We start from the raw sequence: 15,364 nt of genomic DNA on the forward strand, positions 1-15,364 counted from the left end.
TTATTCAACATAACCTATTGTATTACGAAGCTCTCTGTACATGCTTTCCTTATCGGCAAGGGAAACCTTTCCGTTCAAAGTGAAGCTTTTGTCATACACTTTTGCCTGTCTCATTAGTTCGTTACTTTTTTCCAGATAGCTGTCAATCGTAGAAATGACTTTGGCGGGGTTACCGGCAACAATACTGTCTTCCGGTACCGATTTTGTAACGATGCTCCCAGCCGCAACGATAGAATTCCGGCCAATTGTAACTCCAGGCATGATTAATGCTCTTGCACCTATAAATACATTATCTTCAATAGTTATACTTCCAAGCTTTGTATAGTTAATTAACTTTTTAGTGCTGGCATCATGTGCCAATAAATAAGCTTCCGGAGCAATGGTGACGTTATTGCCGATCTGAATTAACCAACAATGGGAATAATCAAAAACAACACCTGGCTGAATAGCGCAGTTATCCCCTATTTTCATCCCCATTTTAATATAATCTTCCATCCACTTTTCTTCTAAAATAACTTTTCTTATTCTGGCCCTTAGAAAATTCATCATTTTCATTAGCATGAATGTACACTACCTTATATTTCATAATTTGTTCATCATACGAATACAGAAGCCCTGGGTGAACGGCAAAATATTAAACAACATGGAATACACGCCGATATCCTTCGTATCGCCTTGGGAGAAATCCACGGCTCCGTTTCGTCTCGTTACCTTCATCAGGTATCCGATCGCCCGGTCGGAGCTCTCCGAACAGTCCTTCGAAATCGCTTCGATCTTTGCCGCGTTCAGCAAAAACCAGCCAAGCGTAGCCGTAGCCGAAGAATCCGGCCGGGATTCCGCTCTGGTAACCGTCCAATTCCAATTCCCGCCGGGTTGTTGGAACGAAATAACGGCTTTGGCGAATCTCTGTACACTTCCCTCCAATACGGACTTATAGGCATGGTCTTCGGAAAGCTCGTTCCAAGCATCGATTAAACCGATGGCGAACCACCCCAGTCCTCTCCCCCATCCATACAGTCCAAGAGGCGCCTTGTTGTCGATCTGGTAAGCATGACAAGGTATAAAGTGCCCGTCCAGCATTCCGTATTGCTCATACGCCTGGATTTGCTTAACGGCCAAGTCTACACACTCTTCCTTGTTGTACCTGAGCCCATAAGCGATGAGAAAAGGGCATATAAACCCGATCGTGTCCACATACCGGTAGCTCTGCATAGCTTTTCGATAAGCAGCAGTCCCATCTTTGCCGATATGCTCCCTGATCAACTCCCAAGTGGCGTCCAAAGCCGGCTTGTAGACATCGATGTCGATAAATTCGAGCTTCATGACCGCGTAAGCGAGAATAGCTCCATCCACATGTACAGGCTTGTTCACCCATTGGCCGTCCCGGTCGAATTTTTGCTGCAGATACGATTGAATGCTCCTCTTAGCTTGCGCATCGTCATGATGCCGTACATATTCGGCTAAGCCAAGAAGCAATGACGCTTCCTGCCAGTGCTGAATGGCACTGCTGGAATAATTGCCTTTGATCATATCGATAGCGACTAATCTTGTATTGTCGGTCACCTTCATCTTCGGCGTATTTGTCAGCCACTTCATGCCGGTTGCCGTAATCGCTTGATTCCACCGCCGCTTGTCGTCATACCGCCCAATATGGATTCGGCTTAGCCAATCCGTGCCGATAGGAATCAAATCCACCAATAAAATGAGTATAAGGATGCCAAGCGCAGCCCAGCCTGCTATATGAATCATCGTCGTTATGTCCTCTCTACACTACTCCACAAATGCGTACAATTTGCCGATCTCCGCTTCCGTCCCCAGCTTCTCCATGGACAGATTGCGGATTAGCCCGCTTCTCAGAGCCTCATCATCCAACAGTCTTTTGATACCGTGAGACACTGCTGCGGCGTTCATTTCTACAATCAATCCGTTGACCTCATGTACAATCTGATCTTTTACCGTACTGTAATTCGTAACGACAATCGGTTTGTGCAAGATTTTTGCTTCATCCAAGGCAATGGATTTCCCCTCGAACCGGGAGGGCTGCACGTAAATATCCGCTTCCCTTATGTATGGATACGGATTTTCGCGAATGCCCAACAGAATGACGTTGTGCTGCAGCTGCCGGTCGGCAATCATCGCCTCAAGCTTGGCCCGATCTTCGCCTTCCCCGATAATATACCAGGTAACCTTGTACCCGGATTGAACCAAGTCTTTGCACGCGTCGATGGCCAGCTCGAATCCTTTCTGGTAAACAAGCCTGCCAACCGAAACCAGCTTCACGCCGTCTGCAGCCATTTCAGCCCGTTCGGATGCCATGTTATGAATCATTTTAGGAGATACGATGTTGTGCATCACTTCAATTTTGTCCTGAAACTCAGGGAATCTATGCTTTAGTACTGCGGCACATTGCTCGGATACTGTAACGATATGATCCAATTGGGAAAAATACGCGCTATCCATGTCCGGGTCCATTCCTAATTTGTCATAATCGTTGTGGATAAACCCTATTTTTTTACTTGCAATAACCTTGTCCACGCAATAATAAATCGGATTCTTTTCCAAATAGGCAATCGCTGCATCGTATCTCTTGTTAACGGCTTGCATCGATCTGGCAATGTAGGCCCAAGCCCGTTGATCAACTTTGGCCCGGTTGCGTTCATTTCTGAAAATATAACTCACACAAAATCTGGAGAACGCAATAGAGAACCGGCCTTTCTTCAAACAATCGGATACTGCTTTCTTTAACGGCATGTCAAAATATTGATATTCCTCGGGCTCTTCCAATATATGAACCTGTTTAGGTATGCTGTTGAAAAATAGGCCCTGGTGTTTAAACAGGAACAGATCCACCTCATAGCTCGCATAGTCGATTGTTTCCAATAAGGAAATTAACGCCTTCTCCGCTCCGCCGCAATCCAGGTTGTTAATAATAAACAGCAGTCTTTTTTTCACAAGCTACCACCTAATTGATTATTTCGTACAATTTACGAATTTCTTCTTCGGTCCCCAGCTTTTGTTTGCTAAGAGTGTCCACCAGCCGTTCCTTCATCGCCTTATCTTTGATAAGCGTCTCAATGCCTTCGCATAATCCGTCTTCGCTTAATTCCACAATGAGCCCGTCGGTACCATGCTGGATTTGATCTTTCGCCGTTTCAAAGCCGGTGACGACAATCGGTTTCCGAAGAATTTTGGCCTCGTCTATGGCAATCGACTTCCCTTCATATCGGGACGGCTGAACGTAAATATCGGACGCCTTGATATACGGATAAGGGTTCTCTTTGATACCCAGCAATTTGAAATGAGGTTCCAAGCCATGGGTGGCGATTAACTGCTCCAATTGTTCCCGTTCGCCGCCCTCGCCAAGCACGTACCATTGTACGGAATAACCCTTGCTTATCAACAATCTGCATGACTCGATCGCCAGATCAATGCCTTTTTCATTGCTTAATCTGGCGACCGTAACGATTTTCGTGCATTTCGCATCGGTCACCATTTCGACAGGCGTATCGTTTTGCGACAATTGATTGATGATGGAAGGGGACACGATATTGTAAATGACTTTCACTCTGTTTTGTAAATGGGAAAAATGAAACACCAGCGATTTGGCGCATTCTTCGGATACGGTAACGAGATAATCCAGGCGGGAGAAATACGGCGTGTCGAATTCCCCGTCCATCCCTGAGGTGGAGTAATTCGTATGAATCCAGCCGATCTTTTTCTTCGCCCGCACCTTCTCTACAACAAAATAAATAGAGGATTTCTCCAAATATCCGATTGCAGCGTCGTACTCTTTATCTAACACATCCAAAGATCTACTATAATATTTCCAGGTGTTTTGCTCGGAGATCGCTTGATCCTTGATCATACGATTCTTCAAGCTGAACATGAATCTGGAGTACGCCAGATCCACCCGCCCTTTCAATATAAATCTGCCCAACGAGCTCTTTAACCCGTCCGAAAAAATCCGGTGATTCTCAGGCATGTCGAGCAGGTTCACTTCTTTGGGCAAAGAATGAATAAACACGCCGGATCTATTGAACAGGACCAGGTCTACACGATACTCGCCGTAATCGATTTGGGATAACAGATTGACAAGACTCTTTTCCCCGCCGCCTGCGGATAAGTCAGGCATAACAAATAGCAAATGCTTCTCACGCTTCATCATTCGTCTCATCTCAAACGGCTTTGACTAGCTCGTTCAAATATTCAACCGCTTTGTAGGACATCTTCTTAATCTGCGGGATCGCTTGCTTCAGCTTTTCTTTAATCGCCTGCTCCTCGCTGAACATTTCATTAAACTTGGCGATGAGTTTGCTGCCTGTCGCGATTTCCTCGATCCCCAGAACCAGCTTCTCTTCGCCGAATAAATCTTTGGCAATGCCCTTCGATTTCACACTGTAGCCGAGCACCATCGTCGGAACATAATTGGAATACGCAGCGATCGTAGCGTGTGTCCTGGCTCCGATAAAGAACCTCATTCTGGCGATGTATCCTTTGTACTGGATGGCATTTAAGTTATTCGGCAGCAGAATGACCCGGCCGGTATCCTTGAATTCGCCATAGTAGCTTTTTAGAACTTCGTAATCATCGTTCCCCGCTTCGATGACGTGCGGCGTAAGCGCAATGGTCGAATCAGTCGTATGCAAGATGTGGGAAATCAGTTCCCTTACGGCGACTTGCGAATCTTTATTTCGCTTCCAGACGAGCGGACTGAAGTTGAGCCCGATGGTGTTGCCTTCCTGCCAGCCTTCAGGCAGAGCCAGCTCCTCTTTTTCCATCGTAAACGCGGCATCCGCGCACAATTTGACATTCGTTAGCCCGTGGCTCCTTAACAGCTCATACGTAAGGGTTTCGCGGGCAAGAATGAGGTCGAACAACCGCAAATCCTGCAATTTTCTTTCCGACAAATCTTCAGCCCCGATTGAGCAGCCCCACAAAACCAATTTCTTGCCTTGCGCCTTCACCCGCCTGTCGATCTCATACCATCCAGGCTGTTCGCCATAGCAATAATTGTCCCCGCCGATCGATAAACATACGTCCATATGGTCTATATGTTTAATGATTTTGTTGTGGATTCTGCCCAAGGCATACGATTCATCATTAAAAAACTTCACCTTAAGTGAAGATAGCAACCAGTCATATGAATACTTTTTAATGCTTTGCGGCGATCCGTCGTAGATGCCGTCCAACGTCTCGATGACCCGATCGGTTTCAGGCTTTCCCGAAGCCAGGTACACTTGCACCCCCTGGATTTGTTCCTTAATAAGCGAAGTAGAGGAGCGCACGATGGCCTCGCAGCCTCTATTCAAACTCCCGTCATGGGCAAACATCATAATTTTCATTATCCGATCCCCCTCGTTATTTATTCCTCAGTCTGCTGTATGCGGTAGCGCAGTAAAGGCCAAACGTCGATTTCCGTTTCATCAACTCCACAATATACTTATCGTAACGCCCTTGCCTGCCGGACATTTCGCGAATATATGCAGGCAGAGCCTCTCTAACGTGCACATTGTGTATCATTTTCTTTACCAAGGCATACCTTTTGCCGAATCCCACCTCCGGAGAGGTAAAATATATATAAATATAGGACATGACACTATGGATCAATTTGATCGATTGCAGCCGCCGGATTTCGTCCTTTTCCAGGGTACCGCCGATGACCCGGGTCAAATCCAATGCATATACATCAAGCGCCCGCTGAAAATAATCTTTTTGCAAAATGTTTCTCGTAGCGCTCCCCGCCACCTCCCGGTAATGGTATCCGGTGTAGTCTATGTATTGAACCGCCGCGGCGCTTCTGAAGAACTCCAGGTTAAACATGCCGTCTTCCCCCAGCGCAACGCCTTTCGGAAATTTCACCCGCCGGCTGCGCAGAACCTCTCCCTTATAAAGCTTGCTGCAAACCGTATTCAAATCGTCATGCTTGATAAAATAAGGCAGAATCTCCCGGGCAATGTAATCTTCCCTTAAAACAGTGCTCGCAGGAAACGGGTATCGCGTAACCACTTGATGACCGCTCAACTCACTCTCAAAATTGGAGATGATCGCATCGCAGCCGCTTCGTCTTGCGGTGTCGTACAACAGCTCGAACATATCGGACTCAATGTAGTCATCTGCGTCGACGAACCCCACATATTCCCCGACCGCGCGCTCCAAGCCGGCATTCCTTGCCATGCTCACGCCCTGGTTCTCTTGATCGATCAGCTTGATTCTATGATCTTGTTGCATATACCGCTCGATGGCAGCCCGGCTGTTGTCCCGGGAGCCGTCATTTATGAAAATAAATTCACATTCGCGCAATGTCTGCTCAAGGAGCGATTCCATACATGGAACGATGTAGCGCTCAGCGTTATAAACAGGAACGATTACACTAACTTTGACACTCATGACTTAAGCTCCCATCAATCGATACAGCTTTTCCAACTCGTCGCTATTACTATGATCTTGGGCTTCCAAATGGTCTGATAACGCTTTTCTTAACTCGCGGTTCTTGTACAGTCCTTCAATGCCATCCGCGATCCCCTCTTCGCTCAACCCGCAAACAACCCCGTCAACGCCGTCCTCGATCTGGCTCGCAGCCGTCGAGTAATTGGTAATTAAGACCGGCTTGCCTAAAATTTTGGCCTCGGTCACGGTGACCGCTTTTCCCTCATAGCGCGAAGGCTGGACGTAGAGATCGCAATCCTTCATATAAGGATAGGGATTCGTCCTTTTCCCCAGCAAAACAAAGCTGCCGGAGAGGCCGTTCCGCTCGATTAGTTCTTTCAGCATAGCCTCATCTCCGCCATATCCGACTACGTACCAGGCAATTTGGCCGCCGTAACCTCTGTCGTGCAAAATTTTCAATGCCCGAACGGCTTGATCGATTCCTTTTGCATTCGATAGCCTGGCTACTGTGACAAGCTTGAACCGATGATCCGGAGCGATCGAATCCTCTGCTTTGTGCAGAGCCATACGCTTAACAAACGCAGGGGAGGTTATGTTTTCGATGACGCTAACTTTGGTTTTCAGCGTAGGGTACTTAACCAAAAAAGATTGCTTGCAGGCTTCCGACACCGCAATAATATGATGAAATTGGTCCCATATTTTGAGGTCCATGCCGACGTTCGTCTCCACAGTCGAATAGTCCGTGTGGATCCAGGCGATCTTCGTCCGCGCTTTCACCTTTGCAGCGACAAAGTCATGCGGCCACAGATAGCTGATCGCGATATCGTACTCTTTGTCCGCCTTGGGCAAAAAGGGCAGGGCGTATTTCCACATGAGTTGCATTTGGTAATAGCCCGGTTCCGCGATCCCTTTCCTTCTGCCCATGTACGTGGCTGCCAGCTTGGAAACGATTCTGGATGCGCCGATCACGTATTGCCTTTCCCTCACAATCTCGCCAATCGACTTTCTGAAGGTTGTGTAGGAAGAGACTTCGTCCAGCAATCTGGCTTGGGATGGAATCATCCCCATAAAATCGCCCTGATGCCGGTACAGCATCAAATCGACGGCATACTTGTCATAGTCGAAATTTTCAAGCATACTGATCAGGCTTCGTTCCACCCCACCGACTTCCATGTCGTAGGATGCGATTAATATATTTTTCATGACTGTGCTCCTATGCTTTTGTCACTAATTTGCGAATTCGCGCTATGTTGTCTCCGCCAATAATTTTGGCTGCCAAATGCTTGAGATTGCTCTTCAATCTGACTTTAGGCGGCAGCCAGCTTTTATGAAAATAGTGCATCGCATAGGTTTGTTCCGTAATAAATTTCCTACAGTTAATGTAATCGAAAGGGGAAAAATAAGTCTGGGGATAAAAGGCGCCGATACCCTTGATTTCTTGGTATTCCCCATTGAGCTGAAGCCCCTTGCTTCGGAGAATTTCAGTGATCATCGCCACATTCGTTAAATCGTTGTAGCTCCCGTCTTCTCTCTTGAAGTCAATGCCTTCATAGGAGTCGACAAATTGCTTTAACAACGGGTTGCCCTTTGCAGCCCCGATCGTGCTCGTCGCAATGTAGTTTTCCTGCTCGAATCCCCAGAACGAATCGTGATGCAGCAAATCGTCAAAAGGCTTGTACACCTCAACATCGGTATCCAAATAAATGCCGCCATAGTGATACAGGGCGCTGGCCCTGGCGTAATCGCTGACAAAAGCGAATTTCCGGGCTTCATAAGCCCCTTGAACGTATGAATTGCATCGAACGTCGAAGTTATGTTCATTCCATTCGATAAATTCATACCCCGGCAGGTTACGTTTCCAGCTGTCCATGCACCGCTTGACGATATCTGGCTTTTCATTACCGCCAAACCAACAATAGTGAATCGTTTTGGGAATGATATTCAACGGAAAGCTCCCCCTAAGAACTAATCAGTCGTTCTCCACAGAGAACATAAATGGCAATTTCTACACCAATTCATCTTCATTGTAGTTCTTTATAAAGAACATGTCAATCATTGTGTCCGTTCAGTTCGCCGCGCCGATGCTTAGATTCGGGCTTTGATTTCCCAGCAAGCCGGCAAACAGACCGCCTTTCTCCAGCGCTAATTGTTCGAACCCGCCTGCCTGAACAATTCGGCCGTTATCCATGACGATCACTTGATCCGCGTTGCGAATCGTCGACAACCGGTGGGCGATGACAATAATGGTCATCTTGCCTTGTATTTTTTCCAAAGCTTGTTGAATTCTCGATTCATTCTCCGTATCCAGCGCGCTCGTCGCTTCATCCAGAACGAGAATAGACGGCTTCTTCAAAATTGCCCGGGCCAACACCAGCCGCTGCCGCTCACCGCCCGAGAGTCTGACCCCCCGATCGCCGATCAACGTATCCAGTCCTTGCGGCAGCTTGCGGACCAGCTCATCGACAGCCGCAAACTCCAGCGCTTCCCACATTTGCTCCTCGGCGGCATTCGGCGCAATCATCAACAGATTTTCCCGAATGCTGGCATTAAATAAAAACGGGTCCTGGGGAACGTAGCTAACGGAATGCCGCAGCGACACCAGCTTCTCCGCAGTAAGCGGTACGCCGTCGACAAGAATTTGGCCGCTTTCCGGCTGCATCAAACCCATTAATATATCGATTAAAGTGCTCTTCCCGGCCCCGGATCTTCCTGCAATCGCCGTCATTCGGCAGGACGGAATCTTCAGACTAACCCCTTGAAGAGCATACAGCGACTCCTCCGGATTATAGCGAAAATATACATCGCGGCATTCGAATCCTTGCTCGATGCGAAGCCGCTCGACGCTTTCGGCCGGATGCCCGCCGATTCCATCGAGTTCCTTCGCGGCCTTGCATTCCTCTTGAAGCCCAATCAGCATCCGGAATGCCGGAATCATCGACGCCATCGACTCCAGGTTCGATTGGATGCTTATAAATCGCGGCCACAGCCGGGAAAATATGACGACGATCATCAACAGCTGCCCCTGCTCGGACTTGAACAGCGTTAAAGACACATAAATAAATACAGCGATGAGCACCGCTGAAGTGACTTTATAGAGCAGCTGCGATTGAGTCGCCAGCTTGACTTGCTTTATCCGTTCGCGCTCGGTCTCATCCGACCAGTCCTGGAGCCAGCGGTACCGCGGTTCTTCCAGCCTGTTGCTTTTAATATCTTTGATGCCGTTGAAGTGATCCGTGATCCCGGCAAGGTAGCCCTTCGCCAGCTCTAACAAGCGGCCCCCAACCGCCTGCGACCGGTAAATAAACGTTCTGGAGCAGAGAAACAGCGCGAAACCGCACAGCAGCACGAAACTCGTCATTTTTACCGACAGCCAAAAGGCGAACGCAAGCTGGATCATCGTAAAAGTGAACGAACTTAGCAATTGCAGAAATAATTGAACCCCGCCTGTAACCTGCCCCAGCTCTCCGGTCAACGAATGAATAAGATCGGATTTACGCTTTTTCACAAAAAAGCTCCAATTCGCCTGCAAGATTGCACGGTACGTTTCCAGCCGCAAGTGATTGATAAACCGGGTATGGATTTTGGCGTCCTGTATGGTCAGATTCCGCTGCAGCATAGACTGAGCGAGTACCAACACTACATAAATCCCTAAAATAAGCGGTAATCCGAGCATCGCCGGGACCTGCTGCAAGGTCTGCAATAGCCCGGCCGCAGGCGCTGCTCCTGTATTCATATCCAAAATGCCGCTCATACTTATAAGCGGAATTAAGAGGAATATGCCGATGCCGTCCAAACAGCTGATGAAAACCATCCCAAGCAAATTCAAATATAGAAGCTTTCCCGTGTATGCATATAATTGTTTGGTCAGAAATAAAATTTGCTTCACTCTACGCCCTCCCGGACACTACATATTTCTTGGTCGTCCGCCAGAACCACAATACCGGACGCAAAGGGAAATAGAGGAAATGGAGCTTCTTCGGCAGAGGCAATATCTCGGCGTCAATCGGATACGGATGAAGGAAGCTAACTATGAACAGGAGCTTTTGCCGGATTCCCATCAAGGCGAACAGATGCCGCTTATGATACTTTTGCACATCATCCGGTACAGGGTCGGTGTGCAAATTGACCATCCTCTTCAAATAAAACATGGCGTCATTCGCCAGCTTCTTCGCCCGTTTCTTTTCCGCAAGCAGGGCCATGGCTTCCGTCTGCGGCGTATGCAACAATTGCGCACATAAATGAAGGGCCTGTCCGGCAATATGCGAAGCATCATAGGTACGCAGTTCGGCGTATAATTTGTCCCAGTCCGGCGCTTGCCTGACGAATCGATCGATATCTGCCAACCAACGCAGTCTGGACCAGCCGTGACGGGACCCGTGCAATATTAAAAAAAGGAACAAATCCTCTCTGCCCAAGAAGTAGAGGGACACGCCTTTTATCGGACTCACCCGTCTCCGTTCCCATAATTGCTCAAAACTCGGCTCAATGGACGGGCCCGGATTAAGCCGCCAGTGCAATTCCACCGTGATCCCCCGCTGCGGGTGGGTGTACGTAGTGTGATGGTGCCTCCACTTCCAATTGTCTAAAGTCGTTGAGAAGTAGTCGTCCTTCACATAGCCCTGCTTGAGCAAAAGCTCCTCGGCCCGATCAAGCTCCCGAAGCGGAACGAGAATATCCAGGTCGCAGGAGGAGCGGAGCGACAGATCGCCGTACAGCTCCATGGCAAGTACAGGCCCTTTCAAAAACAGGCACGGAATCGCCGCCTCAGAAAGCAGCCTGCATAAGCGCCCCATCTCCCCGCCAAAACGAAGCATCTCGAACGTATTCAGTTTGTATTCCAGCTGTAAGTTCTGCACAACGTGCGGAGGGATAGACGTACTGTTGAGCGATTTTATTTTTTTGTAAACGAGGGGGAACACACGGTGATGCTTCACTAATTCGAGGAAATGATTCCAATCGATATCGTGGAACAGCCCGGCATGATCCGGTGAAGCAGGTTCATCCTCCTGCCCGATCATAGACAGAAGCAATCTTAATTCTTTGGGGAGGTCGCCCCAATGGAGATGAACATTAGTATCCATGATTAACTCCTTCAATCAGTCATTGTTCATTGTCTTGGCAAATTTACCAACGACTGTGAATTTCTCCATTCCTTCCGAGCCGGTAATATAGTAAGGGCCGCTTCGCAGCCAGGCATGTGCGATCATGTTTCCCGCTTCATCCTTTGCCGTTCCCAAATATAAAGTGCTTTCGATTCGCCGTTTCTCCAGCATTTTGAGCCCGGCAATCGCTCTGACCAAACATTTGCTCTCCCACAACGTATGGCCGCTCACGGATTGAATGGCGTTATGGATATGAACGAGTGCAGCGTGGTTGCTTGGCGTAGGTTCGAAGGTTGTCTCCAACATTTTCTGCCCCAATTGCGGCGCTATCTTCGAGAATGGCAGCAAGATAAGCAGCCGCGCCCAGCCTAAATAGAACAGGGCTTCCAACATGAAGCAAAAGGTTTTCCTATCCCAAGAACGTATAGCCCTTAATTTTCTCAGCATCTTTATTCTCCGATATGAATAAGCCCTTCTTTGTGCAGATCCTCCAGAAAGGAGACGACATGCGCTTCGCATTCCGCCTGCTCCACGTTGTATTCCGAAATCAGGATGCTTACCATTTGATGAACCGCAACCGGGTTCTCCATCAATCCCCAAATTTTCCCGCCTATATCGCCTAAATTGTAGTATTTGCCCTTTTCAATACTCAGCATGACGATTTCTCCGTCCATCTCGCTTACAACCGTACCTTCCAATTGTTTAACCACGTCATGCAGCGATATTTCCCGAGCTTTGCTCATTATGGATTCCCCCTGTTTAATTTATCGAGTATGAAGTCTACTAACTGCGGCGCGCTAAAGCTAATGGCAGACCGTCGGATTTGATACATATCCACATGATTCGCCATGCTAGCCGAGACGGTAAAATGCCATTCCATCAGCCCAAGCCGCGGAATAAGAAAATTGCGGTATGTATGGGTGAAAAGTGTCTGGAGCCGCGCCAGCTTCGTAATAGGCTGGAATTCGAAACGTTCATTCTCCGTCTTGCCAAGTTCAAATACAGCGGCAAGCGGCAGCGGTTCTGCATAGAAGCTGGACGGAACCGGAATCGAAAATTTATTTTCTCTGCCGAATATCGGCTTATATTCATGGTCGTCGACGCCAAAATTGTCCAAGCTCTCTTGCCACAGCTTCTGCTGCGGATACGAAGGCGTTACTATGGGTACCCGATCACGGTTCGACAGCGAAACGGCAATCACATCGTCGCTGACCAACCGGCAGCCCCGTCTTAAGAAGGCGGAGGCCAAAGTGGACTTCCCGGCGCCGGATTCCCCGATAAAAGCGTACGCCTTTCCATCGATTTCAATGGCGCTTCCGTGCAGGGGATAGATGTTTTTTTGCATCAACAATGCGCCCATGCACGAGCCAAGGATGTAGAGGCGGATTAAACTCTCGTCCGCTCCGCGAATCGGAGCGACCTTGATCGTTCGGCCATCCTGAACGCAGAAATATGCATGATCCGGAACATAGAACAGGACCGTCCGGTCCTTCACGATATGTTCGTACGGGTTATTTTCCAATTCAGACTTAAAATTCACATTGTCGTCGATAACAATTTCAATGTCGGCTTCATTCGCCGGCATATTGACGAACGGCAATTCAGGTAAAGAAATCTCGCTTGAGATCAATAATCCAAAAGCTTTATACATGCAACTCACTCCAAATCGCTGCCATGGAAATAAGAAGAACCCTTATACTCGCTTTGATGTATAAGGGCCTCTACACATTCAAAACTTACAAATGATTGTCCGCCGAGAATGTTTGAATTAGCTGGTAAAGCGCGGTTTCGGTGAACGAACACCTTGAACATAAGCTTCGTCTGTAAACGGACCGTCCGTTGTAGAAGCTTCGGTCATTTGTACGTCCAATACGCTCAGTACCGGTTTATTCCATTCTTTTTTGTCTGCCATTGTTTTCACCTCCCCCTCGTATTAAATGAACCCCTTTAAAAATCGATACACAATCAAGCTTCGCATCAGCATTCTGAAATCCATATCGTTGGCCTGCTCAGGGCGTACCCCTTGCTTGGCCTTCGAAAGAGCGGCCCGTATCGCAGAGCCGTTAAACACTTCCAGTGCGACAGAATCCGTGCTTAGCTGTTGTATTTCTTCCACGAATGCGTCCCAATGCGGCATCATCCGATGAATCCAATCGACACCTTGCGTACCGTGAACCCGTTGATTCAGCCTGACTTTGTCAGGCAAATACGTTTCCGTCGCTCTTCGAACGAGCGCACGGTCCAATCCGTCGCGAACGTACTGCTCTTCGGGTACGGACAAGCAGAACCGAATGACGCGAATATCGTTCGTAGGGTCTCTCTTCCATACCGAATAGCGCAGCGACAATTTCGTCGCCAACGTATTGCTTGCATTCCAATGAAACAATTGTTCAAAATGCTTCCTTCTTTGCTCATATGCATCGGCATCGGAAATCCAACCGGATTCATCTATTCCATACAACTTCAGCCTGTTGTAAACGTCCGTTTTTTTCGCAAAGTTCGGGTTGATGAGCACTGGATACTTAAAAGGCGCGCTTGCCGGAAGCATCCGCTCTAACCGCGGGAATGCGACTTTCGCGATATCAGGCAGCATGCGCAGCCGGCTTCCGCCCACATTGAAACTGTAATGATGCAATTCGCGGCTTAATCGAACCCATCTTAGCTTTTTGAGAAGAATCGCATAATAATCGATCGCAGGCCCCCAGGAAATAGACATATTACCTCTGCCGCCGTTCAGCAGCACGCCTGTCCCTTCCTCATGCGCTTGCTCAAACATCCCTTTAAGCCAGAAGGAATTCTCAAAAAACTTATAGGGCATCTCCATAATCTTAAGGAAATCATCGACCTCGGATAAGGAGTTTCTGCCTGCGAAATCGCAATATTTCTGCTTAATGCCGCCTACGTACCCTACAGTCGATTGAATAAAAGGACTCTCATCGGCGATGTAATGCTGTGAAGTGTAATCCTTAAAATCATTCGTCGGAACGTAACTAAACGTATGTAAAAGCTTATTCTTCTTCCGCAGCGCCCTTGCGGCAAAACCGGCAATGGCGCCTGAGTCCAGCCCCCCGCTCAATTGAGCGCCCACGCCCCGATATGTACGCAGGCGAGAGGTAACGGCTTCCTGAAACACTTCGCGAAACGCTTCTACATACTCTTCATCGGATTTCAACCGCAGCCGTTGTTCCGGCGCTATTTGGCAATATCTCGATAATTTCACTTGATTCCCGGCAATAGAGATACTGTGCGATGGAGGCACCTGCTCGATATGTTTGTACACGGTTGAAGAAGAAGTGACAACATCCACCATCCCGCTTATCGCCAAATACTCCGCGAGCCATTCTTCATTCAGCTCTTTTTTCACATGAGGTAATGTCAACAAAGGTTCGATCACGGTGCAAAATCCAAAATGGTTCCCCGCACCGGCGTAATACAGCGTCCGACTGCCGGAGAAATCTCTTGCCCCGAAAAGGCGGCGTTCCCTGCCATCCCAAATCATAAAAGCGAAGTCGCCGACCAAATACTGCGGAGCATCTCCCCCCCACTTGGCATAGGAGAGCAAAATGAGCTCGCTATCGGTTATCGCCTTCCGCCTTTCAGGCTCGATCTGCAGCATTTCAAACAATTGCTGCCGGTTATCGATAATAGCATCAGCCGTAATCGCCAACTGCCTTGCCGAATCATAAAACGGCAGACGCTCTTCTACGGACTCGGGTGTGATCCACTGCGCATGGCATCCCAAAAAGACGCGGTCTTCGTGCCAAATTCGAACGTCGTCCGCCGGGTAGATTTGCAAAGCTTGCATGAGCATTCCGCCATACTCGAGGGCAATAGGCTCTTCCATTACACTGTAAACTCCCGCTATGGCACTCATG

Annotated in this window: 15 protein-coding genes; all 15 read right to left on the reverse strand. The window is 48.3% G+C overall.

The genetic code is table 11. From position 1 onward, the window contains the following. The 15 genes from AC0LWT_RS18115 to AC0LWT_RS18185 all read right to left on the reverse strand — a co-directional run bounded on the left by AC0LWT_RS18115 (nt 1) and on the right by AC0LWT_RS18185 (nt 15,363). Nucleotides 1-561, reverse strand: coding sequence for an acyltransferase (locus tag AC0LWT_RS18115; protein WP_474682664.1), 561 nt, complete (start codon nt 559-561; stop codon nt 1-3). Between the two features lie 21 nt (nt 562-582). Then, complete coding sequence (locus AC0LWT_RS18120; RefSeq protein ID WP_474682665.1) at nt 583-1,749, reverse strand: glycoside hydrolase family 88 protein; 1,167 nt, start codon at nt 1,747-1,749, stop codon at nt 583-585. Between the two features lie 21 nt (nt 1,750-1,770). After that, complete coding sequence (locus AC0LWT_RS18125) at nt 1,771-2,952, reverse strand: glycosyltransferase (protein WP_474682666.1); 1,182 nt, start codon at nt 2,950-2,952, stop codon at nt 1,771-1,773. A 10-nt stretch (nt 2,953-2,962) separates the two neighbouring features. Then, nucleotides 2,963-4,165 (reverse strand): glycosyltransferase, encoded by a 1,203-nt coding sequence (locus AC0LWT_RS18130; RefSeq protein WP_474682667.1) that lies wholly within the window; start codon nt 4,163-4,165, stop codon nt 2,963-2,965. A 10-nt stretch (nt 4,166-4,175) separates the two neighbouring features. Continuing rightward, entirely contained in the window at nt 4,176-5,342 is a 1,167-nt protein-coding gene (locus AC0LWT_RS18135) for a polysaccharide pyruvyl transferase family protein (protein WP_474682668.1), read from the reverse strand. A 16-nt stretch (nt 5,343-5,358) separates the two neighbouring features. Continuing rightward, a complete protein-coding gene (locus tag AC0LWT_RS18140) occupies nt 5,359-6,387 on the reverse strand; it encodes a glycosyltransferase family 2 protein (protein ID WP_474682669.1) in 1,029 nt (342 codons plus the stop codon). A gap of 3 nt (nt 6,388-6,390) precedes the next feature. Next, a complete protein-coding gene (locus tag AC0LWT_RS18145) occupies nt 6,391-7,590 on the reverse strand; it encodes a glycosyltransferase (protein WP_474682670.1) in 1,200 nt (399 codons plus the stop codon). Nucleotides 7,591-7,600: 10 nt separating this feature from the next. Next, nucleotides 7,601-8,332 (reverse strand): glycosyltransferase family 32 protein, encoded by a 732-nt coding sequence (locus AC0LWT_RS18150; RefSeq protein WP_474682671.1) that lies wholly within the window; start codon nt 8,330-8,332, stop codon nt 7,601-7,603. A 120-nt stretch (nt 8,333-8,452) separates the two neighbouring features. Further along, nucleotides 8,453-10,273, reverse strand: coding sequence for an ABC transporter ATP-binding protein (locus AC0LWT_RS18155; RefSeq protein ID WP_474682672.1), 1,821 nt, complete (start codon nt 10,271-10,273; stop codon nt 8,453-8,455). A gap of 1 nt (nt 10,274) precedes the next feature. Further along, on the reverse strand, nt 10,275-11,468 hold the full coding sequence (locus AC0LWT_RS18160) for a nucleotidyltransferase domain-containing protein (RefSeq protein WP_474682673.1): 1,194 nt from the start codon (nt 11,466-11,468) through the stop codon (nt 10,275-10,277). A 15-nt stretch (nt 11,469-11,483) separates the two neighbouring features. After that, complete coding sequence (locus AC0LWT_RS18165) at nt 11,484-11,882, reverse strand: lasso peptide biosynthesis B2 protein (protein WP_474682674.1); 399 nt, start codon at nt 11,880-11,882, stop codon at nt 11,484-11,486. A 56-nt stretch (nt 11,883-11,938) separates the two neighbouring features. Beyond that, nucleotides 11,939-12,232: a lasso peptide biosynthesis PqqD family chaperone gene (locus tag AC0LWT_RS18170; protein ID WP_474682675.1), complete on the reverse strand. Its 294-nt coding sequence runs from the start codon at nt 12,230-12,232 to the stop codon at nt 11,939-11,941. Further along, nucleotides 12,232-13,140, reverse strand: coding sequence for an HPr kinase/phosphorylase (locus AC0LWT_RS18175; protein WP_474682676.1), 909 nt, complete (start codon nt 13,138-13,140; stop codon nt 12,232-12,234). Before AC0LWT_RS18175 ends, AC0LWT_RS18170 begins: the two co-directional genes overlap by 1 nt. 117 nt (nt 13,141-13,257) lie before the next feature. After that, nucleotides 13,258-13,401 carry a paeninodin family lasso peptide gene (locus AC0LWT_RS18180; protein WP_474682677.1) on the reverse strand — a complete coding sequence of 48 codons (144 nt, stop codon included), beginning with the start codon at nt 13,399-13,401 and terminating at the stop codon, nt 13,258-13,260. A 21-nt stretch (nt 13,402-13,422) separates the two neighbouring features. After that, entirely contained in the window at nt 13,423-15,363 is a 1,941-nt protein-coding gene (locus AC0LWT_RS18185; protein WP_474682678.1) for an asparagine synthase-related protein, read from the reverse strand. Between the last annotated feature and the right edge of the window lies 1 nt (nt 15,364).

This window comes from Paenibacillus sp. sgz302164 (assembly GCF_056120505.1).